The organism is Streptomyces hypolithicus, assembly GCF_052934925.1.
In genome coordinates, this window is record NZ_CM128811.1 from 4410988 (window position 1) to 4437846 (window position 26859).

Sequence of the window (26859 nt, forward strand, 5' to 3'; positions counted from 1 at the left end):
TATGCTCCCGGCTACCCCCTACGACAGGGCGGTCACGGGTCACATCTATCGTTCCCGGCTGTGGCCGGGAGCGGATCGGGCATGTTGACGAATACCCACGCCGAGCGTGCGCGAGTGCGCACGTTGATCCCGGCGACGTGGTCGGCCGGCCCAGCGAGGCCGCACCGACGACAGGAGAAGTGGTCACGCGAAGGGCGGTTGTTCTTCGCGGTGTGGCCGCAGCGCGGGCAGCGCTGCGAGGTGTAGGCCGGGTCCACCTCGATGAACGGCACACCTGCACGGCGCGCCTTGTACTCCAGCAAGGAGCCGAGTTGGTGGAACGGCCAGGTTGGTGGAACGGCCAGGAAGACAGACGGGCCCGCTGGTCGCGAGGAACCGTGACCCGCTCACGGATGCCCTGGAGCTGTTCCAGGGCGATACCGCGCTCGGTGCGTTGCGCGACGGCAACCGCCTGCTTGGAGATTCGGTGGTTGATGTGGGTGGCGTGCCGTGCCTCACGGCGGGCGCGCTTCTTGAGGAGCTGCTTGGCCGAGCGGGTGCGCTTGGCCTGGAGTTCGGCCTTCTTACGGGCCTGCCACCTGCGGTAGCGGCCCAGCCTGCGGCCGGAATGGTTTGTGCCGTCCGAGGTGGTGGCGAGGTTGACGATGCCCCGGTCCACCCCGATCCAGTCACTACCCGCCCCAGGTCAAGCTCTCCGCCCACATCCGCAAGTACCTGTGGGGCAACCACTTCTGGTCCCCCTCCTACTTCGCCGCCTCCTGCGGCGGGGCACCGCTGGCGGTGGTCAAGGAGTACATCGAGAACCAGAAGCGGCCCGACTGAGCACGGCCATCACCGTGGGAGCATTCCGCAGCCATGCGGCGGCGCTCCGCGCCGCCCACCCAGGACGCAGTTCCTCCCGAGGGTTCCTTGCAAGATCCGGCTGAACGACATGACGGCAGCGTGACCCGTATCACAGCATCGAGTGTGAGTGATCGCGATGAATTCGGTGCGGCACGACAGTCTCATTGGCCGTACACCCGACGCAGGGCCGTACACCCGAAGCGGGTAAAGAAGCGGGAAAGAGGAGCAAGTCCGATGCGCATCCTGATCACTGAGTTCATGAGTTTGGACGGCGTCGTGCAGGCACCGGGTGGGCCCGAGGAGGACATCGACGGCGGCTTCGCCAACGGCGGCTGGTCGCACCCGTTCTTCGACCCGGAAGTGGTGGGCGGTGCCTTCGACGACGCGATGGCGAACGCCAAGGGGCTGCTCTTCGGGCGCCGCACCTGGCAGACGATGGCCGGGGCGTGGCCCGAGCGGGCCGGTGACCCGTTCGCCGACCGGATCAACGCCCTGCCGAAGTACGTCGTGTCCGAGACCCTCGACGACTCCGAGCTGACATGGAACAACACCACGCGCATCCCCGGCGACAAGGCCGTCGCCGGCATCCGTGAGCTGCGGGATGCCGACGGCGGCGACCTGTTGGTCATGGGGAGCCCCACGCTCGTACGCACCCTCCTGAGCGAGGGCCTGGTCGACGAACTCCGGCTGATGGTGATGCCGGTGATCCTCGGGGGCGGCAAGACGATCTTCCCGGGCGACGGTGTGCTGCGCACGCTCGAACTGGTCTCCACGGTGATCAGCGACGCTGGCGTCCACGTCTGCACCTACCGCCCGGTCGCCGGGGGAGCCGACGGCAGTTAGGCCGGTGCGGCGTTCCGGTGGAGGGAGTCCAGGGCGTCCAGTTCGTCGTCGGAGAGGCGCAGCGCGCCGACGGCCACGTTCGCGACGAGGTGATCGGGGTTGCCGGTGCCGGGGATGGCCAGTACGTGCCGACCGCGGTGCAGTGTCCACGCGAGCCGCACCTCGGCGGCGCTCACCCCGTGCGCCCGCCCGACGGCGAGCACTTCGTCGTGGTCGGCGCCGCTCGGGCCGGCCTCGCGCCCGGTGCCGGCGATCGACCAGTACGGCACGAACGCGACCCCCTGCTCACCGCAGGCCCGCACGAACTCGTCGTGCTCGGGCCGCACGCCGATGCCGTACTGGTTCTGCACGCAGACCACGGGCGCGATCTCCTGGGCCTCGGCGAGGTGTTCCGGGGTGACGTTGGAGATGCCCAGGTGGCGGATGAGTCCGGCGTCACGCAGCTCGGCGAGCGCGCCGAAGCGCTCGGCGATCGAATCGCTGCCGACGACGCGCAGGTTCACCACGTCGAGGTGGTCGCGGCCGAGCTGGCGCAGGTTCTCCTCGACCTGGCCGCGCAGCTGCCCGGGGGTGGCATGGGGCAGCCACTTGCCCGAAGCGTCGCGGCCAGGACCGACCTTGGTGGTGATGACGAGATCGTCCGGGTAGGGGGCCAGAGCCTGGTTGATCAGCTCGTTGGCGGACCGCAGCGCCGAGAAGTAGAACGCGGCGGTGTCGATGTGGTTCACACCGAGCTCGACCGCCTGGCGCAGCACGCCGATCGCCCGGCCACGATCGCTCGGAACGGCGTCGGCACTGAACGCCTCGCCGTTCTGCGTCAGCCGCATCGCGCCGAAACCGATCCGGTTGACCGTCAGGTCGCCGAGCGTCCACGCGCCTGATGCGGCGGCGCCTGTTGCGGAGGCGCCTGACGCCGTCGCGGTGTTCGTCTTGGGGGTCATGTCAGTGATGATCTCCCCGGTTGCGGGCCCGCCGCTACCGCGAGCGTCTTGGCGAACCAGTGCTCGGCGTACGGGCCGTTGTTGAAGGCCGGGACTTCGAGATACCCGTGCCGGGAGTACAGGGCGCGTGCTTCCACCAGGTCGTTGCGGGTGTCCAGCCGGACGCGGCCGACGCCGAAGTCGCGGGCCGCCGCCTCGGCCGCGTCCAGCAGCAGGGCGGCGCCGCCGGTGCCGCGGAAGGCGGGGCGTACGTACACGCGGGTCAGCTCGGCGGTGTGCGGGTCGGACTCCAGCAGCCGCAGGCCGCAGCAGGCGGCGGCCACGCCGTCGTAGCGGCCGACGACGAACGTGCCCGTCGGCGCCGCGAGCTGCTCGACGCCGTCGTCGGTGAGGCCCTCGTCGACCTCGCGGGCGGTCGCGGGGCGGCCCCAGTACCGGCCGGCGACCTCCGCGTAGTACGCGCGGCGCAGCAGGGTCGCCTCAGGGGTCCCGTAGTGCTCGGTGGTCACGATCCACGTCATTGTCATTTCTTTACCTGAGTGCAGGACCGTTTGGCGAGCCGATTACGGGCTACCCGCTGCCCATACAAGCCGACAGATAGACGGAAGACGGAGAACCGGGAAGGCAGCCATGTCCACAGTTTGGATCATCGCCCTGATAGCGGTGATCGTCATCGCCGTCGCCGTGTTCGTTGTCGCCGGGCGGGGCAAGGCCGGCGGCGGGCGCGGTCTGAAGCGGCGCTTCGGCCCGGAGTACGAACGGGTGGTCGCCCGTCACGACGGCGACACCAAAGCGGCGGAGCGCGAGCTGGACGAGCGCGTGAAGCGCCACGGTTCGCTCGAACCGAGGGCGCTGACCCCCGAGGCACGTGAGCAGTACGTCGCCCACTGGGCCGGCGTCCAGGAGCAGTTCGTCGACTCCCCGCAGCGCGCCGTCGCCGAGGCCGACCGGCTGCTGGCACGGCTCGCGGCCGACCGTGGTTTCCCGGCCGGCGAGAACTACGACGAGCAGGTTTCCGCGCTCTCCGTGCACCACGCGGAGCACGTGAACGGATACCGCACGGTGCACCACGCCGCGCACACCGAATGCAGCACGGAGCAGATGCGGGCGGCCATGGTCGAGGCGCGTGAGCTCTTCGAAGCACTGGTCACCGCCAAGCCCGTGGACAAGGACCGGCACAACTCGCAGCACATGGACGACGGTTCCGGCCGCACGGGGCGCTCGCACACCCCGCTGTCGCCGGGCCGCCGTCACCAGGCGAAGGGGTAGTGGGGCGTAATGACGTACGACGCCGAATCCGGCCAGGGGACCCAGCGCATGCCGCAGCAACAGTCCGGACCGCCCGCACCGCCGCCCGTGCCCGAGCGCAGGGCCGGCCACCGGGCGCCGGGAACCACCACCGGGGCCGCGGGGCCCACGGGCGCGACCGGGCCCACCGGAGCGACCGGACCCACCGGAGTGACCGGGCCGACGGGAGCGGGGCCGACCGGAGGGACGGCCACCGATCCGCTCACGCCGCCCGCCGCGACCCACGCCAAGCGCGACCCGGCGCAGGACCCGTACGGCATGCAAGATCCGCACACCGCCCAGGGACCCCCCGGCGCTCACGGATCCCACGAGCCGCACGACCCGCGAGGTACGCACGACCCGCAGGCCGCCGGCCAGGCCCAGGGGCAGCTGCTCGCGCAGGGTGAGCGCGACAAGCTGACGCTGCGACTCCAGCAGGCAGTCAACACGTTCGTCGACGGCCCCAGGCGCGCCGTCGAAGAGGCCGACAGCGTCTTCGAAGAGGCCGCCCGCCAGCTGACCGAGGCCGTGACGCAGCGGCGCGACTCCCTCCGTACGACCTGGGCGGACACGAAAAGCCGCCAGGCTGAGACGGAGGAGTTGCGGGTCGCGCTGCGCACCTACCGCGAGGTGACGGAGCGGCTGCTGCGGATGTGAGGGACGGGCGGGGCGGGTCAGCCGTTCTTCGGAGCGGCCTGCTGGACCACCTCGAACGACCACAAAGTGGAGCCGGAGGCGGCGGGCTTGGGACGCTCGCCGCCTCCTCCCGCGCCCGCGCCGGCCCCGCCGCCCGCACCCGGCCCCTGGTGAGCGGCCTTCATCGGCCCCTCCATCCACGCCTGGAAAGAGGCCTCGTCCGCCCAGCGGGTGTAGACGAGGTACTGATCGGTTCCCTCGACGGGCCGCAGCAGCTCGAACCACTCGAACCCGTCGGAGTTCTCCACCGACCCGGCCCGCGCCGCGAACCGCTTCTCCAGCACCTCACGCTGCTCCGCCGGCACGCTGAGGACATTGATCTTTACGATGCTCATGCCCCCATCCTGCCGTACGCCGCCCGCACCTCCCGGGCCTGCTCCTCGGCGTCTACTGTCCCCGGCTCTCGAAGGTGACCTGAGCATCGAAGGCCGCACGGCGGGTGGCGCGGCGCAGGGCCTTGAGGAGGGTGGCGCCCACGGTGAGGGTCAGTACGACGGTGAGCGCGGCCCGGCCCAGGTCCCAGCCCAGCGAGGTGGCGAGGCAGTACGCGAGGAAGCGGACCAGGTTCTCGTGCACCGGTTCGCCCGGCTGGAACGAGACGCCGGTGGAGAGGCCGCCGATGTACGTCCACCCCTGCAGGTTCATGATCGTGCCGTACAGGAAGGCGGCGACGCAGCCGTACGCCGCGAGCACGGCCAGTTCGGCCCGGCCGCGCAGCCGTTCCGCGCCGGGCAGCAGCCCCGCGCCCATGGTGAACCAGCCCATGGCGAGCATCTGGAACGGCATCCAGGGGCCGACACCGCCGGTCAGCAGCGCCGAAGCGAACATCGTCACCGAGCCGAGGACGAAACCGAAGCCGGGGCCCAGCACCCGGCCGCTCAGGACCATCAGGAAGAACATCGGCTCCAGGCCGGCCGTCCCCGCGCCCAGCGGCCGCAGCGCCGCCCCGACCGCGGCCAGGACCCCGAGCATCGCGACGGCCTTCGAGTCCAGGCCGGAGTCCGCGATCGTCGCGACGACGACCGCGACGAGGAGGGGGAGCAGGGCCGCGAAGAGCCAGGGTGCGTCGCGGGAGTGGGCGAGGCCGGAAGCGGAGTCGGCGAGCAGCGGCCAGCCGAAGGCCATCACGCCGATGCAGCTGACCAGCACGAGTGCGACGACGGAGCGGGGGCCAAGCCGGACGGGCCGGGTGGGGTCGGTGCGCTGCCGGGCGGGCCGGGTGGGGTCGGTGCCCGGCCGTGCGGGGCGGGGTGTGGGGCCGGTCATGCGGGTCCCTCCAGGGCGTTACGGACCTGGCTGACCGTGAGCCACCGCCCCGGCGCGAGGATCTTCGCGACCTGCGGGGCGAAGGCGGGGGACGAGACGACGACCTCGGCCGTCGGGCCGTCCGCGACCACCTCGCCGTCGGCGAGGATGACGACGCGGTGGGCCAGTTCGGCGGCGAGTTCCACGTCGTGCGTCGCCAGTACGATCGCGTGGCCCTCGGCGGCCAGGGAGCGCAACAGCGCGACCAGGCGGGCCTTGGCCGCGTAGTCCAGGCCCCGGGTCGGCTCGTCCAGCAGCAGCAGCGGGGGGCGTCCGGTGAGGACGATCGCCAGGGCCAGGGCGAGGCGCTGGCCCTCCGACAGGTCGCGCGGATGGGTGGCGTCGTGGATGCCGGGCAGCAGCTCGGCGACCAGTGCCCGGCAGGAGCCCGGCTCGGCGCCGGCGTCACGGTCGGCGGCGGCGCACTCGGCGGCGACAGTGTCGGCGTACAGCAGATCGCGCGGCTCCTGCGGGACGAGGCCGACTTGGCGGACCATCTCGCGGGGGCGGGTGCGGTGGGGGGTGAGGCCGCCGACGGTGACGGTGCCTGAGGTGGGCGCGGTCATGCCGACGAGGGTGGACAGGAGGGTGGACTTGCCGGCGCCGTTGCGGCCCATGAGGGCGATGGTCTCGCCGGGGGTGACGGTGAGGTCCACGCGGCGCAGGGCCTCGATCCGGTCGCGGCGTACGCCGAGGCCTTGGGCGGCGGCGACGGCGACATGCGGTGTGGGCGGTGGCGGGAGCCGCGGCACGGGGGTGCGGGGGCCGCGCAGCAGGCGGGCGAGCCTTCCCCCTGCCCGCCCCTTCCCGGAGCCGGGGGCAAGCTCCCGGGGCCCGGGACGAAGGCCCAGCCCCTCCGGCGTTCGAGGAGCGGGGTCCGGGACGGAGCTCCGGTCGGCGCTCGCCAGCTGTGCCCGCAGGTCCGCCGCCCGGCGTCGCGCGTCCCGTACGGACAGGGGCAGCGGGGCCCAGCCCGCCAGCCGGCCCAGCGCCACCACCGGCGGGTGGACCGGCGAGGCGGCCATGACGTCGGCCGGGGCCCCCATGACCGGCGCCTGGCCGGGGCCAGGAAGCAGGATGACCTGGTCCGCGTACTGCACGACCCGCTCCAGCCGGTGCTCCGCCATCAGTACGGTCGTCCCCAGGTCGTGCACCAGCCGTTGCAGCACCGCCAGCACCTCCTCCGCCGCCGCCGGATCCAGCGCCGACGTCGGCTCGTCCAGGACCAGCACCCTCGGGTGCGGGGTCAGGACGGAGCCGATCGCGACCCGCTGCTGCTGCCCGCCGGACAGCGTCGCGATCGGGCGGTCGCGCAGTTCCGCGAGGCCGAGCAGGTCCAGGGTCTCCTCAACCCGGCGGCGCATGACCTCAGGGGCGAGGCCCAGCGATTCCATGCCGTACGCCAGCTCGTCCTCGACCGTGTCGGTCACGAAGTGCGCGAGCGGATCCTGGCCCACCGTCCCTACGACGTCGGCGAGTTCGCGCGGCTTGTGGGTGCGGGTGTCGCGCCCGTCGACCGTCACGCGTCCGCTCAGTGTGCCGCCCGTGAAGTGCGGGACGAGCCCCGAGACCGTACCCAGCAGAGTCGACTTACCGACTCCCGAGGGGCCGACCAGCAGGACCAGCTCGCCCTCCGGCACCGTCAGGTCGACGCCCCGGATCGCGGGCGCGGCGGCGTCGCCGTAGCTGACCGACACGTGCTCGAAGCGGATCACTGCGTCTTCTCCTTCGGTACGGGGGCCTGCGCGACGGCCGGGGCCTGCGCGACGGCCGGGGCCTGCGCGACCGCCGGGGCCGGGGCCACGAACGCCGGCAGCAGCCCCACGAGCACCGAAGCGGCGGGCCACAGCGGGAACTCGGGCGCCACCAGCGGCACCACCCCGGGGTGCAGGCCCTCGGCGTCGTACGTCCCCGCCCAGATCATCAGTGCCCCCACCGCCGCGCCCGACCCGGCCACCAGCCACGCCCGTACGCCCCACGCGTCGGGCCGGTAGCGGCTGCGGACGCTGCGCCGGCCGCCCAGGTGCAGCCCCGCCAGCGCGGCGAGCAGCCCCCCGGCCATGACGGGCAGGCCGTACGCCGCACCTTCGGCGGCCAGCAGCCCGTACGACCCGGCGCACACGCCCAGCAGCCCGCCGAGCGTCAGCGCGGTCGTGGTGTGCCGCACGGCGGGCGGGACCTGGGCGGTGCGCCCGTAACCCCGCGCGTCCATCGACGCGGCCACCGCCACGGACCGCTCCAGCGCGCCCTCCAGCACGGGCAGCCCGATCTGCAGTACCGCCTTGACACCGCCGGTGGGGCGACCGCGCAGGCGGCGGGCGGTGCGCAGCCGCACCACGTCGGCCACCATGTTCGGCGCGAACGTCATCGCGACGACGACGGCCACCCCCGCCTCGTACAACGCGCCGGGCAGCGACTTGAGCAGCCGGGCCGGATTGGCGAGAGCGTTCGCCGCGCCCACGCAGATGAGCAGGGTGGCCAGTTTCGCCCCGTCGTACAGCGCGAACACCAGTTGCTCCGCCGTCACCCGACCGCCGACGCGCACGCCCTGCGCCCAGTCGGGGAGCGGAAGTTCGGGCAGTACGAAGAGGGTGTGGCTGCCCGGCACCGGGGAGCCGAGGAATGCCGAGAACACCAGCCGGATGCCGATGACCAGCAGCCCGAGCTTGACGAACGCCCCGTAGGAACGCGCCCACGGCGCATCCGTCCTGCGGGCCGCCACCACATACCCGGCCACCCCCACCAGCAGCCCGAGCAGCAGCACATTGGTGGTGCGGGACGCGGCGACGGCCAGCCCGAGCGCCCACAGCCACCACGCCCCCGCGTGCAGGGCGTTGCTGCGGCTCGCCCGCGGCGCCCGGAACGCGCCGGGCGCGGAGGCGGACGCAGCGGCGGATGCCGTCCTGGCAGGCGTCGTACGCCGTGCTGTACGCCGTGTCATCGGCCGTGTCATCCGCGGCGGCGGCGCGCCTGCCACACGCCCGCCGCGCCGAGCGCGAGCACCGCGCCGAGGCCGGCCAGCAGTCCGGCGGAGGGGCCGCCGCCGCTGCTGTCGTCGGCCGACGACGGGGTGGCGGAAGGGGCGTCCCGCGAAGGACGCGTGTCGTCCCCTGAGCCGGAGACCTGCTCCCCGCAGCCGGTCTTCGGGTAGCCGGAGACCGCGCACAGCAGGGCGCCGCTGTTGTAGCGCAGCGGCTTCGCCACCGACGCCAGCGCGTCCGCGGCCGTTCCGTCCGGCGCGGCCGTCGCGCAGGCGGTGCGCGGCGCGGGCGGCCGTTCGCCGTCCGGGGCGTCGGCCGGCGTACCGGCGTCGATGACGACGGCGATCCGCTTGGCACCGTCCTTCGCGGGCGTCTTGCCGCACACGGCGTCGAAGCCGGCCGGGCGGCGCGGTTTCGCCGAGTCCCCGGAGTCCTCACTGACCGAGAAGCGGAAGCCGATCACGTCACCGTCGGCGGGCCTGGCGGTGGCGGGTCCCTGGGTGGCGTACGCCCACTTCCCGCCGGCGCCCTCCCAGAAGGACCAGTAGCGGTAGCCGGTGGCCGCCTGGGCCGGCCCCGCGCCGAGCACCGCGAGCGCGGCGCCGAGCGCGAGGACGAGGGCGGCGATCCGGGTACGGATCACAGCTGGCTCTTCTTCTTGCGGCTGCTGAAGAGGATGCCGGCGCCGACGCTGGCGACGAAGAAGACACCGACGACCCACCAGGTGCCCATGGAGCCGCCGTCGTCGCCGTCCTGCTCGTCGGCCTTCTTCTGGTCGCCCTGCGCTTCGGCGGACTTCACGGCTTCGGGCGCCGGACCGGTGGCGTTGAGCTGCTTCACGAGGTCGCTGCCGCCGAAGTTCTTCGGGTCGGTGCCCGTCGCGTGCGCGGCGAGGACCAGCTGGGCGTACGCCGCCGGGCCGCTCTGCTTCGCCCACGGCGCGGCGTTCTTCTCCAGCCACCGCAACGGGGCCTTCGCCTGCTCGGCGTCGCCCTGCGCGGCCAGGGCGACGACGGCGTCGGCCGTGTTGCCGAAGTCCGGCAGCGGCTCGGCGTTCTCGGCGCCCGGCATGGGCGGCGTGTCGAGGTGCCCGGTCTTGGCGAGTACGCCGGAGAGGTACGCGGCGCCGTTCCCGGCGGCCTGCGCCGGCGTCGGGTCGCCGGCCTGGTCGCAGCCGGCCGCGGCGCCGTCCTCGCCGGACCCCGCCTTGCCGGACCCCGCCTTGCCGGACCCCGCCTTGCCGTCGGCGGCGAGGCCGAGCCCGAGCCCGCCCAGCACGGCGGCGGCGGTCGCGTCGGCGTTGGGCGTGAGCTTGCCGGCCTTGTCCGGCTGGTACGCGAACGCGCCGCCGCCCTTCTTCGCGTCGCACGGGATCGCGAACGTGAGGAGCGCGTCGTACGGCGACTTGCCCTTCTTCGACTTCACGTCGGCCGGCTTCTCGCCCACGGCCGCGAGGGCGCCGATCACGACGGAGGTGGAGTTCGCGTCGCTGGGCCCGCCCGGGTTGTAGCCCCAGCCGCCGTCCTCGTTCTGCGCGGACTTCAGCGAGCCGAGGCCCTTCTTGACGGCGGCGTCCTGCCCGCCGAGCGCGTCGAGCGCCTGGACGGCGGCCGCGGTGGCGTTGGAGTCGATCATCGTCTTGGCCGTGCAGGCCTTGGCGGTGTCGGCGCGGAAGGAGGCGAAGCCGCCGTTGTCGCACTGCTGCCCGACCAGCCAGTCCACGGCCTTCGCGGCCGGCTTGACGCCCACCGTGTCCTGCGCGACGAACGCCAGCGACTGCCGGAAGACACCGTCGTACGTCGGGTCCGTCGTGCCGTACAGGCCCGAGGGGATCACGGGCTTCGGCGACGGGGCGGCGACAGCGGCGGTCCCGGCGGTCACGGCGGTGGTGCAGAGCATGGCGGAAGCGGCGAGCACGGTGGCTGCGCTGCGGCGAAGGGGGGTCATGACGGGCGGGGCCTCTCCTGCTGAGGAGCCGGCCCCGGGCGCGCACGAACCACGCACCAGCACCGGCCCCGTATACCTCGACGGTGCCGAGCCAGTCATGCCGCACCGGGTATTCCGACTCACCGCCCACCGGGGGACCCGGGTGGGGGTATACGGCTGCGGGTCAGTGCCGGATTCACACCGGCTTCCCCCAGACGGGCATGATGACGACTCGCACACTCTACCGGCGGTGTTTCGCCCTGACCGCGCCGGTGTGCCCGGGCCCCCGGGGGCCTTACGACCTCCCCCACGATAGGGAGCGGGCTCCCGACGCTCTGCGACTCCGCTTGCGGCGTTGTCGTCAGTCAGCGAAGCTCCTTCCCCAAGCTCTCGGCTTCGCTCGAGCAGGGGAGACCCCATCCGCCTCCCTCCTCCGCCTTGCAATCGAAGCCGCAGGACGCCGCTCGCTGATCCACTCCCTACCGTGGGGGAGGTCGTTACGGCCTGGTGCGCGATAGGGGACGGGCCCGCGACGCCGGCTACGGCACCTCGCCGCGTTGGCGAAACTCCCTAATAGCTCCGCTATGAGGATGCTCCGCCGTCTTGCGATGCACCGCATCCGACGCCGCGGGCTGATCCGCCCCCTATCGCGCACCAGGCCGTTAGCGGTCGATCAGGTGGCAGGCCGTCTCGATGTCGAATCTCACCTGGGCGATCGACGCCCGCCCCGACAGCCACGTGATCAGCGCCGAGTGCCAGGTGTGCTCGATGACCCGGACCGCCGACAGCTGCTGCGGCGTCGCGGGGCCCGGCAGGTCCATCGCGTCCAGGATGATCGCCGTCGTCAGGCGGGAGACCGCGTCCACTTCCGCGCTGACGCCGCGGTCCGCGAAGGTCAGGGCCCGCACCATCGCGTCCGCGAGCTGCGGCTCCCGCTGCAGGGCGCGAAAGGCCCGCAGCAGGGTTTCCGCGACCCGCTCGCCCCCGCTCTCCCCAGCCGGGGGGTGCTTGCGCAGGGTGGTGTGAAGGCGCTGCAGCTGGTCCTGCATGGTGGCGACCAGCAGATGGATCTTGGACGGGAAGTAGCGGTACAGCGTGCCGAGCGCCACCCCGGACGACTCGGCGACCTCACGCATCTGCACCGCGTCGAACCCGCCCCGCCCGGCCAGCTGCGCGCTGGCGCGCAGGATGCTGCGCCGGCGCTCCTCCTGACGTACCGTCAGGGGCGGTGGCGTGGGCTTGACTTCCACTGTCATGCGTCCCGATTCCATGGCGTTTCCCGTCCATGCGCCGGCCGTGGGGGAGCGGGTCCCCGGGCGGCACAGCATGGCAGGGCCCCTGTCGTGGCGCGAATCACCTGATCCGGCGCTTACGGTTGCGCTACCTGCGGGTAGATTCGGGGCTCGTCCGACGTTGCATACTGAAACTTGTTCTAGGTTAACGCCAGCGGCTACGCTCCGGTGAAAGCGCAGTGAGAAGAGGGGCCGAGAGTGACCGCTGAGGCCATAGAGGCGGGCCCCCACGCGGGGGACACCGTCGACGGCGACCGTCCGTTGCGCATCGCGCTCCTCACCTACAAGGGCAACCCCTTCTGCGGAGGCCAGGGCGTCTACGTCCGCCACCTCTCGCGCGAACTCGCCCGCCTCGGCCACAGCGTCGAAGTCCTCGGCTCGCAGCCCTATCCGGTGCTCGACGAGGGCGTACCGCTCACCGAGCTGGCCAGCCTCGACCTCTACCGCAGCCCGGACCCGTTCCGCACACCGAAGCTCTCCGAGTACCGCGACTGGATCGACGCCATCGAAGTCGCGACGATGTGGACCGGCGGCTTCCCCGAGCCCCTCACCTTCTCGCTGCGCGCCCAGCGCCATCTGGCAGCCCGGCGCGGTGAGTTCGACGTCGTCCACGACAACCAGACGCTCGGCTACGGCCTGCTCGGCGACCTCGGCGCACCCCTGGTCACCACCATCCACCACCCCATCACTGTCGACCGCCGCCTCGACCTCGACGCCGCCGAAACCCGCCGCAAACGCCTGTCCGTACGCCGCTGGTACGGCTTCACGCGCATGCAGAAGCGCGTCGCCCGCCGCCTGCCGTCGGTGCTCACCGTCTCCGGCTCCTCGCAGCAGGAGATCGTCGAACACCTCGGGGTGCGCCGCGACCGTATCTCCGTGGTGCACATCGGCGCGGACACCGACCTGTGGTCGCCCGACCCGTCCGTCCCCGAAATACCGGGGCGGATCGTCACGACATCCAGCGCGGACGTTCCCCTCAAGGGCCTCGTCCACCTCGTCGAAGCCCTCGCCAAGCTCCGGACCGAGCAACCCGGCGCCCACCTCGTCGTCGTCGGCAAGCGGGCGCAGGACGGCCCCGTGGCCCAGGCCATCGAGCGCTACGGCCTCCAGGACGCCGTCCGGTTCGTGAAGGGCATCACCGACGCCGAACTCGTCGACCTGGTGCGCGGCGCCCAGATCGCCTGTGTCCCCTCCCTGTACGAGGGCTTCTCGCTGCCCGCGGCCGAGGCCATGGCCACCGGCACCCCGCTGGTCGCCACGACCGGCGGCGCGATCCCCGAGGTCACCGGGGCGGACGGCGACACCTGCCTCGCGGTTCCCCCCGGCGACGCCGGCGCCCTCGCCGCCGCCCTCGGCCGCCTGCTGGACGACCCCGCGCTGCGCCTCAGGCTCGGCGCGGCGGGCCGGCTGCGGGTGCTGGACCGGTTCACCTGGGCCAGGGCCGCCCAGGGCACCGCAGAGCTCTATCGCGCCCGGATCGAAGCGCGGGCCGGCGCCGACCGGAGCGCCGGCCGGGCCGCCGGCGCCATGACCCTCACCCCCTGACCCACACCCACCCCGAAGGGCAGGCCTCGTGCTGACCGTGGACTTCTCCCGCTTCCCGCTCGCCGCGGGCGATCGCGTACTCGACTTGGGCTGCGGCGCGGGCCGGCACGCCTTCGAGTGCTACCGGCGCGGCGCCCAGGTAGTGGCCCTTGACCAGAACGCCGAGGAGATCCGCGAGGTGGCCAAGTGGTTCGCCGCGATGAAGGAGGCCGGAGAGGCCCCAGCGGGCGCCACCGCCACCGCGATGGAGGGCGACGCGCTCAACCTGCCGTTCCCCGACGCCTCCTTCGACGTCGTGATCATCTCCGAGGTCATGGAGCACATCCCCGACGACAAGGGGGTACTGGCCGAGATGGTGCGCGTACTGAAGCCGGGCGGGCGCATCGCCGTCACCGTGCCGCGCTACGGGCCCGAGAAGATCTGCTGGGCGCTCAGCGACGCGTACCACGAGGTGGAGGGCGGCCACATCCGGATCTACAAGGCCGAGGAACTCCTCGGCAAGATGCGCGAGGCGGGCCTCAAGCCGTACGGCACCCATCACGCGCACGCGCTGCACTCGCCCTACTGGTGGCTGAAGTGCGCCTTCGGTGTCGGCAGGGACGGCAAGGACGCAGCGCTGCCGGTCCGGGCGTACCACAAGCTGCTGGTCTGGGACATCATGAAGAAGCCGTTGGCCACCCGCCTCGCCGAGCAGGCCCTCAACCCCGTCGTGGGCAAGAGCTTCGTTGCCTACGCGACCAAGCCGCACCTGCCGGTCGCGGCGGCCGCCAAGTGACTACGTACGAGCGCGACCTCGGAGGTACGGAACACCTGGTCCTGCCCGGTGTCCTCACCGCCGAGCAGGCCGCCGAGACCGTCGCCGGCATCCTCGCCGCGCAGCGCGAGGACGGCGCCATCCCCTGGTTCCGGGGGCACCACCTCGACCCGTGGGACCACACCGAGGCCGCCATGGCGCTCGACGCCGCCGGTGAACACGAGGCCGCCTCGCGCGCCTACGCGTGGCTGGCCCGCCACCAGAACGCCGACGGCTCCTGGTACGCGGCGTACGACGACGGGGACGCGGAGCGGGTCACCGACCAGGGGCGCGAGAGCAACTTCTGCGCGTACATCGCCGTCGGCGTCTGGCACCACTACCTCGCCACGGGCGACGACGCGTTCGTCGACCGGATGTGGCCCGTCGTGTACGCGGCCACCGAGTTCGTCCTCGGGCTCCAGCAGCCGGGCGGACAGATCGGGTGGAAGCGGGAGGACGACGGCACAGCCGTGCACGACGCTCTGCTCACCGGCAGCTCCTCCATCCACCAGGCCCTGCGCTGCGCACTCGCCATCGCCGAACAGCTCGAAGAGCCGCAGCCCGAATGGGAGTTGTCGGTCGGCGCGCTGCGGCACGCCATCCAGAGCCACCCCGAGCGGTTCCTGGACAAGAGCCACTACTCGATGGACTGGTACTACCCGATCCTCGCCGGCGCGATCACCGGCCCGCAGGCCAAGGAACGCATCGAGACGGACTGGGACCGGTTCGTCGTACCCGGGCAGGGGGTGCGGTGCATCGACCCCAACCCGTGGGTGACCGGCGGTGAGAGCTGTGAACTCGCCCTGGCGCTCTGGGTGATGGGCGAGTCCGACCGGGCGCTGGAGATCCTCCAGTCGATCCAGCATCTGCGGGCGCCGGGCGGCATGTACTGGACGGGGTACGTCTTCGCGGACGACGCCGTATGGCCGGAGGAGCTCACCACCTGGACGGCGGGCTCACTGCTGCTCGCGGTGGCCGCGCTCGGAGGGGACGAGGCGACCACCGCCGTCTTCAGCGGCGAACGGCTGCCGCTGGGCCTGGATCCGGACTGCTGCGCTTAGACCGACCGGCAATTGGGGGGCGGCGTCGCGGTGTGGGGGCACGCACCTCGCCGCGTTGTCGTCACTCACCATGGCTCCGCCATGCCTCAATCCTCCGCCTTGCGATGCATGCACCCCCCAATTGCCGGACGGTCTTAGCTGGGGAGCCGCTGCCCGGACCCGGGTGGGCCCGGGCGGGGTCAGCTGCGGCGCAGGCGGCCGGCGATGCCGTGGCCGATGAACAGGTACACGAGCGCGGCGAGACCGTAGCCGCAGACCACACGCGCCCATTCCTTGTCGAACGTGAACAGGTCGTGGGACCAGCCCGCGAGGAACCGGGCGGAGTCACGGACGAACTCGACGAGTTCGTTGCCGCGATTGGCGTCGAACAGGTACATCAGGATCCACAGGATCAGGATGAAGGCCAGGACGTCCGCTATGACTACGAGGATCGTGGCTGCCGGGTTGCCGGATCTGCTTCTGGGAGACATGGCAGTCTGGTTGCCGCGATGGGGCGGGTTAAACGCGGGGTAAAGGCTTCCCTCGTCTGTCCGCCGGTCTCCGCCGGTCTCCGCCGGTTTCCGCCGGTGAACACCGGGCAGGCCCGGTCGGCCCGCCCCGGAGTGCGTGCCACGCGGGCGCGGGCGATGCTGCGGATTGTGTGCCGCTTTCCGCCCACTCCGGCCGCTTGGGCCACTCTGGAGGCATTGCCGTGTCCGCGATCCCCTCGCTGCGCCGCGCCGTGACCACCCTGCTGCTCGCCTTCGCGCTGCTCCTGACCGGCACGGCGTGCGGCGACGACGAGAACGCGAACACTTCGAGCAGTTCGGCGTCGCCGAGCGGCTCCGCGTCCCCCGGCGCTTCGACAGAGGCGCAGAAGTACGCCAAGGCGCGCTTCGTAGCCAACGCCGGGCTCGCGGCGGGTGCGACGTACCAGTGGATCATCAAGCCGTACCGTGCGGGCAAGTTCAAGAAGGGCGCGGAGGGTCGCAGGGTCGCCCTCGTCAAGGCGGGCCTCGCGGGCGCCTTCACGTACAACAGGCTCAACGCGGCGGTGAAGAACGCCCAGGGTGACGAGCTGCTGTCGAAGGCGGTGGCGCCACTGTCGGCGGGCATCGCGTCCCTGAAGGAACTCGGCACCAAGCTGCGCAAGGGCGAGGCGGGTGAGGCGGACGTGAGCACCTTCGAGGGGGTCATCAACAGCGTGAAGGACGCTGGGAAGAGCGCGGGCGCGGAGGTGAAGGACAAGGTACCCTCGGGCTCCCAACTCGGCGGCGCAGCGAATTAGAGTGTCCGCATGACTGATCCGGTTGAGGCACAAGAGGCACACGCGGCACACTCGGTACAGGCGGGATACGCACGCAACTGCGACGAAATCGTCCGGCAGACCGACCTGTTGAGGGCCGTCCTCGTCGACGCCGACCTCAGCGCGAAGGTGCCGACCTGCCCGGAGTGGACCCTCGGCCACCTCGCCCGGCACGTCGGCGGGGCGCACCGCTGGGTCGAGACGATCGTACGGACGCGGGCCTCCGAAGCCGTCCCCGAGGACCGGGTTCCCGACTTCACAGGCCCCGGGGACGACGAACCGGCGGCCCTGGACGAGTGGCTCGACCAGGGCGCGCAGAAGACGGCCGACACGCTGCGCGCCGCCGGCCCCGACATGCCGGTGTGGTCCTGGGCGGCGGACCACAGCGCGGCCTTCTGGGCGCGTCGGATGACGCACGAGACGGTGATCCACCGGGCGGACGCGTCGATCGCGGCGGGCATCACCTTCGAGGTCGACTCCGCGGTCGCGGCCGACACCATCGACGAGTGGCTTGACATCGTCAGCTGGGTGCAGTCCACCGGCACGGACAAGGAGGCCAACGCACTGCGCGGCTCCGGCCGTTCCCTCCACCTGCACGCCACGGACGCGGGGGACGTGACGGACGCGGAGTGGCTGATCGAATTCGGCGAGGACGGCTTCACCTGGCGCCGGGCCCATGCGAAGGCGACGGTCGCGCTGCGCGGCCCGCTGGCCGACGTACTCCAGGTCTTCTACCGCCGGCTGCCGGCCGACAGCGACCGGGTGGAGGTGCTGGGGGACGCGGAGCTGTTGGACTTCTGGCTGGAGCGCGCGACGTTCGGCTGACGGGTGCACATGGCTGTGGCCCCCGCCCGGGAAGGGCGGGGGCCACGGTCACGTGCGGTGGCGGCCCGGGGTCAGCCGCGCTGGATGCCGGTGGTGTCCTGGAGTACGCCGCGCCGGCCGTCCTGCGTCTGGGCGACCAGAGCGGAACCGCGCTGGTCCACCGCCAGGTACCAGGTGCCGGGCGCGAGCTCGGCGATCGGCGTGGGCGAACCGTCCTCGGCGTACAGCGGGCGCGCGACCGGGACCGCGAACCAGAACGGCGCGAAGTCATCGGCAGACGCGTCGGCCTGCTGGGCCTGGGGCGCCTGCGCGGCCTGCTGCGCCTGGGGTGCGTGCTGCTGGCCGTGCTGCGGCGGCGCGCCGTACGGCGGCTGCTGCTGGCCGGGGCCGGGCTGGCCGTGCTGGCCCGGCTGCCCGCCGTAGGGCTGCTGCTGGGCGCCCGGGTAGCCGTACCCACCGGCGCCGTGCTGCCCCGGCTGGCCGCCGTACGGCTGCTGCTGCGAGACCTGCGGCCGGGAGGCGCCCATGAGCGGGGCCTTGAGGGCGGGGACGAGCGGGCCGGCCACGGCACCCGCGGCGAGCAGCAGGGCCGCGATCAGGCCGATGATCTGGCCGGCGCCGGCGTTGCTGCCGTCGATGATCGTCCACAGTGCGGTCCACGCCGCGAAGATGGCGAGCGCGACACCGAACTGGCCGAGGTCGATACCGGCGATCTTGCGCTGCTGCGGCATCGCGCGGGACACCACGATGAGCGCCGCCGCGATCACGCCGGCGAGGTAGATGCTCATCAGGATGCCCAGGCCGTCCCAGGCGTTGAGGGAGTCGAACTCCGGCGGGCAGATGTCGCCCGTGCAGGCCGGCCTGTCGTACGACTTGAAATCGAGGAACGAGGCGATGAACAGCACCACCGCTGCTCCGATCACCACGCCGTCGCCTCGAGTGAGGGAGCGGATGTTCACTTTGAAGGTCCTTAGTGGGTCGACTCGTCGGGGCGGCACAGTGTGAAGCTCGGGGGCAGCTCCGCATCGTACGGATGAATGTATCGTCCCCCCGGAAGCCCCCGGGAAGGGGAGGGCTCGGGGGACCGGCCCCCACCCGTCCTACCCCCGGAGATAGCTGCCAATACCGTCGGCGATGCCTTGCGCCGCTTTCTGGCGCCAGTTCCTCTCTGTCAGCAGGGCCGCGTCCTTCGGATCACGCATGTTCCCGCATTCGACGAACACTTTGGGCACAATCGACAGATTGAGACCGCCCAGGTCCTTACGTACGTCCAACCCCGTTCCCCCGCCCACGTAGTTGGAGGGGGCGCTGCCCGTCGCCTGCACGAACTTGCCCGCGATGCGGGTGCCGAGGTCGCGCGAAGGGCCGACGATCTTCTGGGTGTCGGCCGCCCCGCCCTTCACCTCGGCCGGCAGGATCACATGGAAGCCGCGGTTGCCGATGGCCGAGCCGTCCGCGTGGACGGAGACGACGGCGTCGGCCTTCGCCTCGTTGCCGATACGGGCCCGCTCGTCCACGCAGGGTCCGTACGGCCGGTCGTCGTTCTGCGTCAAGGTGACCCGCGCGCCCTGCTGTGCGAGGAGCGTGCGCAGGCGGCGCGACACATCGAGGGTGAACGCCGCCTCGGTGTAACCGGCGTTGGTGCTCGTGCCGGTGGTGTCGCACTCCTTGCGGTTCGTGCCGATGTCGACCTTTTCGTTGATTTCGCGAGTGTGGCGGAAATTGCCCGGGTTGTGGCCCGCGTCGATCACCACGACCTTGCCGGCGAGCGGGCCGTTGCCCGAGCCGGACGGCTTGTCGTCGGGGGTGCCGGACGGGGCGGGTGCGGAAGGCGCGGGCGGCGCCTCCGTAACCGACCGGCTCTCGCTTCCGCCCGGCGACGGCAGCGCCTTCGGCGGCTCGCCTCCCGCCTCCGGGCCGCTCGTCATCTGCCAGACGAGCCAGCCCGCCAGCGCACCCGGCACGAGCGCGGCGACCGCGACGGTCAGGGTGCCGCGACGCAGGCGGCTCGTGCTCGGGCTCGTGCGAGCTGTGGGGGGAGTGGCCGGGGGGGTGGGGGGCTGGCTGTCGTACGACACGCGGCGATGCTATCCGGGCCGGTCAGATCCCCGAGCCCGTGCGCCGCAGGACGCGCATCGAGTCGGTCACCGAGACTTCGGTGAAGGCACCGGACGCGAGCGCCCGCTGATGCACCCGGTGCGGGGCCTGGCCGCCGTCCGCCGGGTCGGGGAACACGTCGTGGATCACGAGCAGCCCGCCCTCGGCGACGTGCGGGGCCCACCCTTCGTAGTCGCCGTTCGCGTGCTCGTCGGTGTGCCCACCGTCGATGAAGACGAGCCCCACCTTGCCGCCCCACACGGCCGCGACCTGCGGTGAACGCCCGACGACCGCCACCACGTGCTCTTCAAGACCGGCCCGGTGCAGGGTCCGGCGGAAGGCCGGCAGCGTGTCCATCATCCCCACCTCGGGGTCCACCACGCTCGGGTCGTGGTATTCCCAGCCGGGCTGCTGCTCCTCGCTGCCCCGGTGATGGTCCACGGTCACGGCGACCGTGCCGGCCTCGCGGGCGGCGTCGGCGAGCAGGATCGTGGAGCGCCCGCAGTACGTGCCGATCTCCAGCAGCGGCAGCCCGAGCGCGCCGGCCTCGGCGGCGGCGGCGTACAGCGCGAGCCCTTCGCGTACCGGCATGAAGCCCTTGGCGGCCTCGAAGGCGGCAAGCGTCTCCGGCTTGGGGGCGGCGGCGACAGCCATGGGGTTCCTCCGGCTCGTACGTACGTTCTTGGCTGCGTCGATCGTAGGCGGCCCAGCGTCCGGCGCCGCACTCGAACCGTCTTGCCGCCGGGCTCCGGCAGCTTGACGCCCGGCGGCGTCCGGCGATCAGATGGCGGCCGATGAGCACAGGACAGATGCATCCCGACATGCACCCCATCGACGACGACCTCGTACGGCTGCTGATCGCCGGTCAGTTCCCCCAGTGGTCGGGGCTGGCGGTGGAGCGTTTCCGTCCGGTGGCACGGTCAACGGCATGTACCGGCTGGGCGACGGCATGGTCGTACGGCTGCCGCTGCTGAAGGGCGGGGCCAAGGACGTGTCGATGGAGCGGGAGTGGCTGCACCCCGCCGCCACCGGCCGTGGCGTGGCCACCCGGACCGCCCGCGGCCCGGTCGCACAGGGCTTCCGCCTCCCCGGCGTGACTACGTCGAGGTCGTCCACGACCCGGCCAACCGCGCCAGCGGCGCCGTCCCGGCCCGCCTCGGCTTCACCGAACACCTCCGCCGCCCCGCCGAGCGCCCCCCCCCGAGGCCGGCGAGCGGCTCACCCGCCGTCAGGCGAAGGCCCTGGCCGCCACCGAGGCCTGTTGACGGGCAGGGGCGGGAGATCCGGACCCCCACGGCGCGAGCCGGCAGCACGTACGACCGCGCGGCCCTCAACCCAGGTGTACGGGGCACGGTGATGCTGAGAGCATGACCGGCATGTTTCAGGCCCGCTCCCGTACCCGGATATCGTCCGCGCCCACCACGCCTCGTACCTGGGCGGCCGTGCTCGCCGCCTGCGCCGGGCAGTTTCTCGTCGTCCTCGACGTGTCCGTCGTCAACGTCGCGTTGCCGTCGATGCGCGCCGATCTCGGGCTGAGCGCCGCCGGGCTGCAGTGGGTCGTCAACGCGTACTCCATCGCCTTCGCCGGGTTCATGCTGCTCGGTGGGCGGGCCGCCGACATCTTCGGGCGCAAGCGGACCTTCCTGACCGGGCTCGGACTGTTCACCGCCGCCTCCCTCGCGGGCGGGTTCGCGCAGGAGGACTGGCATCTGCTGGTCGCCCGCGCCGTGCAGGGGCTCGGGGCCGCCGTGCTGGCGCCCGCGACGCTCACGATCCTCACCTCCGCCGTGCCCGAAGGACCCGCAAGGACGCGGGCCATCGGGACGTGGGCGGCGGTCGGCGCCGGCGGTGGGGCCGCGGGCGGGCTGGTCGGCGGGGTGCTGACGGACTGGCTGTCATGGCGCTGGGTGCTGCTGATCAACGTGCCCGTCGGTGCGCTCGTGCTCGCGTGCGCCGCCGTATGGCTGGTGGAGAGCCACGCCAGGGACGGGCGCCGGCTCGATCTGCCCGGCGCGCTGCTGGTCACCGCCGGGCTCGCCACCCTCGCGTACGGGATCGTTCAGACCGAGGCGGAGGGGTGGGCGGCGGCCGCCACCCTCGTGCCGCTGGGGGTGGGGCTCGCGCTGCTCGGCGCGTTCGTGGCGGTGGAGGCGCGGGCGAAGGCGCCGTTGATGCCGCTGAAGTTCTTCCGGGTGCGGGCCGTGGCGGCGGCGAACGCGGCGATGTTCGTCAACGGCTCGGCACTGTTCTGCATGTGGTTCTTCATGACGCTGTACGCGCAGAACGTGCTGGACTACACCCCGCTCGGCGCCGGGCTCGCCCTCGTACCCAGCTCACTGAGCGTCGTCATCGGCGCCAAGCTGGCCCCGCGATTCATGGCCAGGGCCGGGGCGGGACGCGTTGCGATCACCGGCACCGCGGTGGCGGCCTGCGGCATGGCGTGGCAGTCCACGATGGGGCCCGACGGGACGTACCTCACGGCCATCCTCGGCCCGGGGATCGTGATGATGCTCGGCGCCGGGCTCGCCTCGACACCCCTGGCCTCGCTCGCGACCTCCGGTGGCGAGCCGGGCGACGCCGGGCTTCTCTCCGGCCTGGTCAACACCTCGCGGTTCATGGGCGGCGCCCTGGGGCTTGCGGTGCTGTCGACCTTGGCGGCGTCCAGGACGGCGGGCGGGGAGAGCGCACAAGCGCTGACCGCCGGGTACGCGCTGGCGTTCCGGACGGGGTCGGGTGCGCTGCTCGCGGGGGCGGTGCTGATGGTGGTGTGGCTGCCGCGACGTGGGGGGCGCCCGTGAGGGCGGCTCGGGGCCGGCGCTGCCCAGTCATCCGGCCCTGCCTGATCAGCCGGCTCGGCTAACGCTCCGTCGCGCCCCGGCGGTGCCGCCCCTGCACCGGGGTCGTGGTGTCCTCCGCCGGCGCCGCGACGCCGCGGTGCCTGCCGGAGTGGCCGGCGTCGGCACGGTCGGCGTCCGGCGGCCGGAGGCGCGGCGGAGGAGTATCGGTTCTGGTTTCAGACATGTGGGAGGCATCCCCTGGTATCGCTGCGATCACTTTCGGTGCAAGGCCAACCCCACCGCGCCTCGCCCGTTCAGGGGCGCCTGCTGCAGAGGTACGGGCTTGCACACCACAGGAGTGTCCGGAGCGGCAAACGGTTCCCCACCTGCGGATTCCGCTCGTGCCGGTTTGGTGACCTGCGGGTCCTCCGGTGCCGCGACACCGGCCACCCCGCAGGGCACTTCGCCTGTCGCGTAAGGGAGTTGGAGCACTCCGGTCGCAGTGAACAGCCCCGCCCCGGCCAGCCAACCCGCCGGTGCGGCGAGGTGATGGAGCCGGCGCCCCGAAGGACGCCACACCCCCACCCAGCTGTTGCCCGCCGCCCCGTCGACGCGCAGCCCCACCGCGCAGTTCTCCGGCGTCAGCATCTGCCCCGGCTGCACCGCGAAAGGTGTCACGGCGCAGTCGGCCGGCTCCAGCGACTCCGGGAAACGTACCGGCAGCATGCTGCCCAGCACCCCCCAACCCAGCCGGTCTTCCCCCGGAGCGTCCGATCTGAGCAGCAACAGCCCGCTGTCCGCGTCGGCCAGCAGCAGCCGGTCGTTGCTGCCGTCCGTGATCTGGAGCAGCGGCGTCATCTCCCCGCCCCGCTCCAGGTCGACCGCCACCGCCTTCGTGACGCCGTCTGCCTCCCGGTCCAGGGCGAGCATCCGGCCCGTACCGTCCAGCCATACGCCGCCCGAGCAGCGCCCCCCCACCTCGGCGACGCGCTCGGGCCCGAAGGAGCCTCCCGCCACCAGCCATACGACGGTGGACAGTTCACCCACGGCCAGTGCGTACGCCCGGCTGCCGCCCGGCGCCGGGGGCAGCAGCTCCAGGTGCTCGCACTCCACCGCGCCCACCCGCAACTCCCCGGTGCAACGGCCCGTACGCGGCCCCGTCGGATACAGCAGCGAGAACGAGTGCCGCCCCGCCCCACCGGCGAAGGCGTGCGACGCGCCGCCCTCCCGGCGGTGGATCAGCACCCGCCCGTCCGCCAGCGGCAGCAGCCCGGTGTCCGGTTCCTCGGGCTGGTCCGCGGGCAGCGGCACGGCGTAGGGCTCGGGTCCGTCGAGCGTCCACCGCTCGGGGAACCGGGCGTCGCCCACGCCGGCCAGCCGCGCAGCGTACGAACCGTCCGCGGCGATCGTGAACACCGCTTCACGCAGCGCTCCGCCGCCGGCCCCTGTCTCGATGGCACAGGCCGTCATCGGTCGTCACCTCCGGCAACCGAAAGTAGTTTTCGCACTCCCTGCCGAACAACACGAGACCGCTCTCTTCACACATAAGGGTGGCCACCACCCGATTCGGCTGAGCCGACAGGGGCCGGTGTGCTGGGCGACGCGAATCCGGGGATAAGTTAGGGCCGCCTTACTCAAGCTGACGCAGGCCGTCGCAGCCCGACGCGCACCTGCGCACTCGCTCGACCCGCTCAGGAGCCTTGATGTCCATACGACGCCGCAGCACCGCAGCCGTCTCCCTCGCCGTGGCCGCGGCGCTCTCGCTCGCCGCCTGCTCCGGAAGCGGCGACACGGGCGGGAAGAAGGACGGCAGCGGCAAGGAATCCGTCGCGCAGGGCGGCGAGGACTTCGGCGACGCCGCCGCCAAGACCGCCGCGTACGGCACGGACGCCAAGGCCGGTGAGTTCCCGCGCACCGTCACCCACGCCATGGGCAGCACCGACCTCGAAGCCGCGCCCAAGCGCGTCGTAGTCCTCGACGTCGGCGAGCTGGACAACGTCGTGTCGCTGGGCGTCAAGCCCGTCGGTTACGCGCCCGCCGAAGGCGACGAGGGCGTCCCCGGCTACCTCGCCGAGGACGCCGGCAAGCCCAAGAGCGTCGGCACCATCAACAGCCTCAACCTCGAAGCGATCGCGGCCCTCAAGCCCGACCTGATCCTCGGCAGCCAGCTGCGCGCCGCCGACAAGTACAAGGAACTGTCGACCATCGCCCCGACGGTCTTCTCCATCCGCCCCGGCTTCACGTGGAAGGAGAACTACCTCCTCAACGCCGCGGCCCTCGACAAGGGCGCGGAGGCGAAGACCAAGCTCGGCGCGTTCGAGAAGAAGGCGAAGCAGCTCGGCGCCGACCTCGGCGAGAAGAAGCCGACCGTCTCGATGGTCCGCTACCTCCCCGGCATGATCCGCCTGTACGCGAAGGCCTCGTTCATCGGCACCATCCTTGAGGACGCCGGCGTGCCGCGCCCCAAGAACCAGCAGATCAACGACCTCGCCGCCGAGATCAGCCCCGAGAAGATCGACGAGGCCGACGCCGACTGGATCTTCACCGGTGTCTACGGCGACCCGAAGGCCACCAGCCAGGACAAGGCCGAGGACAACGCCCTCTGGAAGAAGCTCGGCGCCGTGAAGAACGGGCAGGCCAAGGACGTACCGGACGAGACCTGGTACCTCGGTCTCGGCGTCACCGCCGCCGACAAGGCCCTCGACGACCTCCGCGGCCACCTCGTCAAGTAGGCCCGGTCCGGCCGCCCGGCAGACGGGGTGCGGAGCGCGGGTAACCTGTCCCCGTGCCCCGTCTGTCTGAAGTCATCGCTGCCCTCGACGCCCTCTGGCCCCCCGACCGGGCCGAAAGCTGGGACGCGGTCGGTACGGTCTGCGGCGAACCCGACGCCGAGGTGGCCCGGGTCCTGTTCGCCGTCGACCCGGTGCAGGAGACCGTCGACGAAGCCGTGAGGCTCGGCGCGAACCTCCTCGTCACCCATCACCCGCTCTATCTGCGCGGTACGACGACGGTCGCGGCGTCCACCTTCAAGGGCCGCGCCGTGCACACCCTCATCAAGCACGACATCGCGCTGCACGTCGCCCACACCAACGCCGACAGCGCCGACCCCGGCGTCTCCGACGCCCTCGCGGGCGCGCTCGACCTGCGGGTCACCGGGCCGCTGGTGCCCGATCCCACGGACCCCGCGGGCCGCCGGGGCCTCGGCCGTATCTGCGCACTCGACCCACCGGCCACGCTGGCCCACTTCGCCGCCAGGGTCGCCGCCCGGCTGCCCGCCACCGCGCAGGGCGTCCGGGTTGCCGGCGACCCGGACGCGCTCATCAGCACCGTCGCCGTCAGCGGCGGCTCGGGCGACAGCCTCTTCGCCGACGTATCCGCGTCCGGCGCCGACGCCTTCGTCACGGCGGACCTGCGCCACCACCCGGCCTCCGAGGCCCGCGAGAACACCCCGCTCGCGCTGATCGACGCGGCGCACTGGGCCACCGAATGGCCCTGGTGCGAGCAGGCCGCGGCGCAGCTCGACGAGATTTCCGACCGTCACGGCTGGGACCTGCGCGTGCACGTCTCCACGACAGTCACAGACCCCTGGACCTCCCACCACTCTTCTGGAGCCCCCAAATAAACGCCGCACCCGCCGACCAGATCCGCCTCCTCGACGTCCAGGCCCTCGACCTCCGGCTGTCCCAGCTCGCCCACCGGCGCAAGTCCCTGCCCGAGCACGCCGAGCTGGAATCCCTCACCAAGGACCTCGCCCAGCTGCGCGACCTGCTGGTCGCCGCGCAGACCGAGGAGAGCGACACCACCCGCGAGCAGACCAAGGCCGAGCAGGACGTCGACCAGGTGCGCCAGCGCGCCGTACGCGACCAGCAGCGCCTTGACTCCGGCGCGGTCTCGTCCCCCAAGGACCTGGAGAACCTCCAGCGCGAGATCGTCTCGCTCGCCAAGCGCCAGGGCGACCTGGAGGACGTGGTCCTCGAAGTCATGGAGCGCCGCGAGTCCATCCAGGAGCGGGTCACCGAGCTGAGCGACCGAGTCTCCTCCGTCCAGGCCAAGACCGACGACGCCACGACGCGACGCGAGGCCGCGTTCGAGCAGATCGACGGCGACATCGCCACCGTCACCAAGGAGCGCGAGGTGGCGTCCGCGACCATCCCCGCCGACCTCCTCAAGCTGTACGAGAAGCTGCGCGTCCAGTCCGGCGGCGTCGGCGCGGCCCGCCTGTACAGGCGCCGCTGCGAAGGCTGCCAGTTGGAGCTGAACATCACCGAGGTCAACGAGGTACGTGCGGCTGCCTCCGACACGGTGCTGCGCTGCGAGAACTGCCGCCGCATCCTTGTCCGTACGTCCGATTCCGGCCTGTAG

The 26859-nt window shown here is 72.3% G+C and carries 29 protein-coding genes, 1 pseudogene and 1 riboswitch; of the genes and pseudogenes, 14 read left to right on the forward strand and 16 right to left on the reverse strand.

Translation table 11 applies throughout. The annotated features are described in order from the left end of the window. Positions 1-32 precede the first annotated feature (32 nt). A complete protein-coding gene (locus ACU6WZ_RS20840) occupies positions 33-272 on the reverse strand; it encodes a zinc ribbon domain-containing protein (RefSeq protein WP_447034167.1) in 240 nt (79 codons plus the stop codon). Positions 273-669: 397 nt separating this feature from the next. Here ACU6WZ_RS20840 and ACU6WZ_RS20845 point away from each other — a divergent pair. Continuing rightward, positions 670-822 (forward strand): annotated as a pseudogene (locus tag ACU6WZ_RS20845) (transposase); the annotation flags it as partial. 255 nt (positions 823-1077) lie between these two features. Further along, positions 1078-1686 (forward strand): dihydrofolate reductase family protein, encoded by a 609-nt coding sequence (locus ACU6WZ_RS20850; protein WP_447029620.1) that lies wholly within the window; start codon positions 1078-1080, stop codon positions 1684-1686. Here the strand turns inward: ACU6WZ_RS20850 and ACU6WZ_RS20855 are convergent. Then, positions 1683-2627, reverse strand: coding sequence for an aldo/keto reductase (locus ACU6WZ_RS20855; RefSeq protein ID WP_447029622.1), 945 nt, complete (start codon positions 2625-2627; stop codon positions 1683-1685). The two genes, ACU6WZ_RS20850 and ACU6WZ_RS20855, sit on opposite strands and share 4 nt — an antisense overlap. Next, positions 2624-3148 carry a GNAT family N-acetyltransferase gene (locus ACU6WZ_RS20860; RefSeq protein WP_447029623.1) on the reverse strand — a complete coding sequence of 175 codons (525 nt, stop codon included), beginning with the start codon at positions 3146-3148 and terminating at the stop codon, positions 2624-2626. The genes ACU6WZ_RS20855 and ACU6WZ_RS20860 overlap by 4 nt, the downstream gene beginning before the upstream one ends. A gap of 109 nt (positions 3149-3257) precedes the next feature. Here ACU6WZ_RS20860 and ACU6WZ_RS20865 point away from each other — a divergent pair, with 109 nt between their 5' ends. Together ACU6WZ_RS20865 and ACU6WZ_RS20870 are read left to right on the forward strand one after the other, a co-directional pair. Further along, positions 3258-3896, forward strand: a complete 639-nt coding sequence (locus tag ACU6WZ_RS20865; RefSeq protein WP_447029624.1) for a hypothetical protein — start codon at positions 3258-3260, stop codon at positions 3894-3896. A gap of 9 nt (positions 3897-3905) precedes the next feature. After that, positions 3906-4571 (forward strand): collagen-like domain-containing protein, encoded by a 666-nt coding sequence (locus tag ACU6WZ_RS20870; RefSeq protein ID WP_447029626.1) that lies wholly within the window; start codon positions 3906-3908, stop codon positions 4569-4571. 17 nt (positions 4572-4588) lie between these two features. Here ACU6WZ_RS20870 and ACU6WZ_RS20875 read toward each other — a convergent pair whose 3' ends face one another. From ACU6WZ_RS20875 to ACU6WZ_RS20905, 7 genes are all read right to left on the reverse strand, one after another. Next, positions 4589-4945, reverse strand: coding sequence for an antibiotic biosynthesis monooxygenase family protein (locus tag ACU6WZ_RS20875; protein ID WP_447029627.1), 357 nt, complete (start codon positions 4943-4945; stop codon positions 4589-4591). A gap of 52 nt (positions 4946-4997) precedes the next feature. After that, entirely contained in the window at positions 4998-5876 is an 879-nt protein-coding gene (locus ACU6WZ_RS20880) for an ECF transporter S component (protein ID WP_447029629.1), read from the reverse strand. Further along, a complete protein-coding gene (locus ACU6WZ_RS20885; RefSeq protein WP_447029630.1) occupies positions 5873-7630 on the reverse strand; it encodes an ABC transporter ATP-binding protein in 1758 nt (585 codons plus the stop codon). Before ACU6WZ_RS20885 ends, ACU6WZ_RS20880 begins: the two co-directional genes overlap by 4 nt. Beyond that, positions 7627-8856 carry an energy-coupling factor transporter transmembrane component T gene (locus tag ACU6WZ_RS20890; RefSeq protein WP_447029631.1) on the reverse strand — a complete coding sequence of 410 codons (1230 nt, stop codon included), beginning with the start codon at positions 8854-8856 and terminating at the stop codon, positions 7627-7629. The genes ACU6WZ_RS20885 and ACU6WZ_RS20890 overlap by 4 nt, the downstream gene beginning before the upstream one ends. 8 nt (positions 8857-8864) lie before the next feature. Beyond that, positions 8865-9539, reverse strand: coding sequence for an SCO2322 family protein (locus ACU6WZ_RS20895; RefSeq protein WP_447029632.1), 675 nt, complete (start codon positions 9537-9539; stop codon positions 8865-8867). Next, positions 9536-10843: an SCO2321 family membrane protein gene (locus tag ACU6WZ_RS20900; RefSeq protein ID WP_447029633.1), complete on the reverse strand. Its 1308-nt coding sequence runs from the start codon at positions 10841-10843 to the stop codon at positions 9536-9538. Before ACU6WZ_RS20900 ends, ACU6WZ_RS20895 begins: the two co-directional genes overlap by 4 nt. A 107-nt stretch (positions 10844-10950) precedes the next feature. Next, positions 10951-11034, reverse strand: a riboswitch (cobalamin riboswitch). A gap of 450 nt (positions 11035-11484) precedes the next feature. Further along, positions 11485-12078, reverse strand: coding sequence for a TetR family transcriptional regulator (locus tag ACU6WZ_RS20905; protein WP_447029634.1), 594 nt, complete (start codon positions 12076-12078; stop codon positions 11485-11487). Between the two features lie 234 nt (positions 12079-12312). On the opposite strand from ACU6WZ_RS20905, the gene ACU6WZ_RS20910 reads away from it, so the two are divergent. The 3 genes from ACU6WZ_RS20910 to ACU6WZ_RS20920 are packed head-to-tail and all read left to right on the forward strand — an operon-like array spanning position 12313 to position 15513. Then, positions 12313-13659: a glycosyltransferase family 4 protein gene (locus ACU6WZ_RS20910; protein ID WP_447029635.1), complete on the forward strand. Its 1347-nt coding sequence runs from the start codon at positions 12313-12315 to the stop codon at positions 13657-13659. Positions 13660-13687: 28 nt separating this feature from the next. Then, on the forward strand, positions 13688-14434 hold the full coding sequence (locus tag ACU6WZ_RS20915; RefSeq protein WP_447029636.1) for a class I SAM-dependent methyltransferase: 747 nt from the start codon (positions 13688-13690) through the stop codon (positions 14432-14434). Continuing rightward, positions 14431-15513 (forward strand): prenyltransferase/squalene oxidase repeat-containing protein, encoded by a 1083-nt coding sequence (locus tag ACU6WZ_RS20920; RefSeq protein WP_447029637.1) that lies wholly within the window; start codon positions 14431-14433, stop codon positions 15511-15513. Before ACU6WZ_RS20915 ends, ACU6WZ_RS20920 begins: the two co-directional genes overlap by 4 nt. 179 nt (positions 15514-15692) lie before the next feature. Here ACU6WZ_RS20920 and ACU6WZ_RS20925 read toward each other — a convergent pair whose 3' ends face one another. Then, on the reverse strand, positions 15693-15983 hold the full coding sequence (locus tag ACU6WZ_RS20925; RefSeq protein ID WP_447029638.1) for a hypothetical protein: 291 nt from the start codon (positions 15981-15983) through the stop codon (positions 15693-15695). Positions 15984-16204: 221 nt separating this feature from the next. On the opposite strand from ACU6WZ_RS20925, the gene ACU6WZ_RS20930 reads away from it, so the two are divergent. Further along, positions 16205-16780, forward strand: a complete 576-nt coding sequence (locus ACU6WZ_RS20930; protein ID WP_447029640.1) for a hypothetical protein — start codon at positions 16205-16207, stop codon at positions 16778-16780. Positions 16781-16789: 9 nt separating this feature from the next. Next, a complete protein-coding gene (locus ACU6WZ_RS20935) occupies positions 16790-17623 on the forward strand; it encodes a maleylpyruvate isomerase family mycothiol-dependent enzyme (RefSeq protein WP_447029641.1) in 834 nt (277 codons plus the stop codon). A gap of 71 nt (positions 17624-17694) precedes the next feature. On the opposite strand, the gene ACU6WZ_RS20940 is transcribed toward ACU6WZ_RS20935, so the two are convergent. From ACU6WZ_RS20940 to ACU6WZ_RS20950, 3 genes are all read right to left on the reverse strand, one after another. Then, positions 17695-18582 carry a DUF5336 domain-containing protein gene (locus tag ACU6WZ_RS20940; protein WP_447029642.1) on the reverse strand — a complete coding sequence of 296 codons (888 nt, stop codon included), beginning with the start codon at positions 18580-18582 and terminating at the stop codon, positions 17695-17697. A gap of 141 nt (positions 18583-18723) precedes the next feature. After that, a complete protein-coding gene (locus ACU6WZ_RS20945; protein ID WP_447029643.1) occupies positions 18724-19701 on the reverse strand; it encodes an N-acetylmuramoyl-L-alanine amidase in 978 nt (325 codons plus the stop codon). A gap of 22 nt (positions 19702-19723) precedes the next feature. Continuing rightward, on the reverse strand, positions 19724-20374 hold the full coding sequence (locus ACU6WZ_RS20950; protein ID WP_447029644.1) for a class I SAM-dependent methyltransferase: 651 nt from the start codon (positions 20372-20374) through the stop codon (positions 19724-19726). 140 nt (positions 20375-20514) lie between these two features. Between ACU6WZ_RS20950 and ACU6WZ_RS20955 the strand changes: the two genes are divergently transcribed. Continuing rightward, a complete protein-coding gene (locus tag ACU6WZ_RS20955) occupies positions 20515-20694 on the forward strand; it encodes a hypothetical protein (protein ID WP_447029646.1) in 180 nt (59 codons plus the stop codon). Between the two features lie 393 nt (positions 20695-21087). Further along, the gene (locus tag ACU6WZ_RS20960) at positions 21088-22518 is read left to right on the forward strand and encodes an MFS transporter (protein WP_447029647.1); all 1431 of its coding nucleotides are present in this window, start codon (positions 21088-21090) and stop codon (positions 22516-22518) included. A gap of 58 nt (positions 22519-22576) precedes the next feature. Here ACU6WZ_RS20960 and ACU6WZ_RS20965 read toward each other — a convergent pair whose 3' ends face one another. Both ACU6WZ_RS20965 and ACU6WZ_RS20970 read right to left on the reverse strand, forming a co-directional pair. Next, positions 22577-22741: a hypothetical protein gene (locus ACU6WZ_RS20965; protein ID WP_447029648.1), complete on the reverse strand. Its 165-nt coding sequence runs from the start codon at positions 22739-22741 to the stop codon at positions 22577-22579. 29 nt (positions 22742-22770) lie between these two features. Continuing rightward, on the reverse strand, positions 22771-23967 hold the full coding sequence (locus ACU6WZ_RS20970) for a hypothetical protein (RefSeq protein WP_447029649.1): 1197 nt from the start codon (positions 23965-23967) through the stop codon (positions 22771-22773). 233 nt (positions 23968-24200) lie between these two features. Here ACU6WZ_RS20970 and ACU6WZ_RS20975 point away from each other — a divergent pair, with 233 nt between their 5' ends. From ACU6WZ_RS20975 to ACU6WZ_RS20985, 3 genes are read left to right on the forward strand one after another with little or no spacing between them, the layout of a single operon-like run. After that, complete coding sequence (locus ACU6WZ_RS20975; protein WP_447029650.1) at positions 24201-25229, forward strand: ABC transporter substrate-binding protein; 1029 nt, start codon at positions 24201-24203, stop codon at positions 25227-25229. A gap of 53 nt (positions 25230-25282) precedes the next feature. Then, complete coding sequence (locus tag ACU6WZ_RS20980) at positions 25283-26119, forward strand: Nif3-like dinuclear metal center hexameric protein (RefSeq protein WP_447029652.1); 837 nt, start codon at positions 25283-25285, stop codon at positions 26117-26119. Further along, complete coding sequence (locus ACU6WZ_RS20985; protein ID WP_447034169.1) at positions 26116-26859, forward strand: zinc ribbon domain-containing protein; 744 nt, start codon at positions 26116-26118, stop codon at positions 26857-26859. Before ACU6WZ_RS20980 ends, ACU6WZ_RS20985 begins: the two co-directional genes overlap by 4 nt.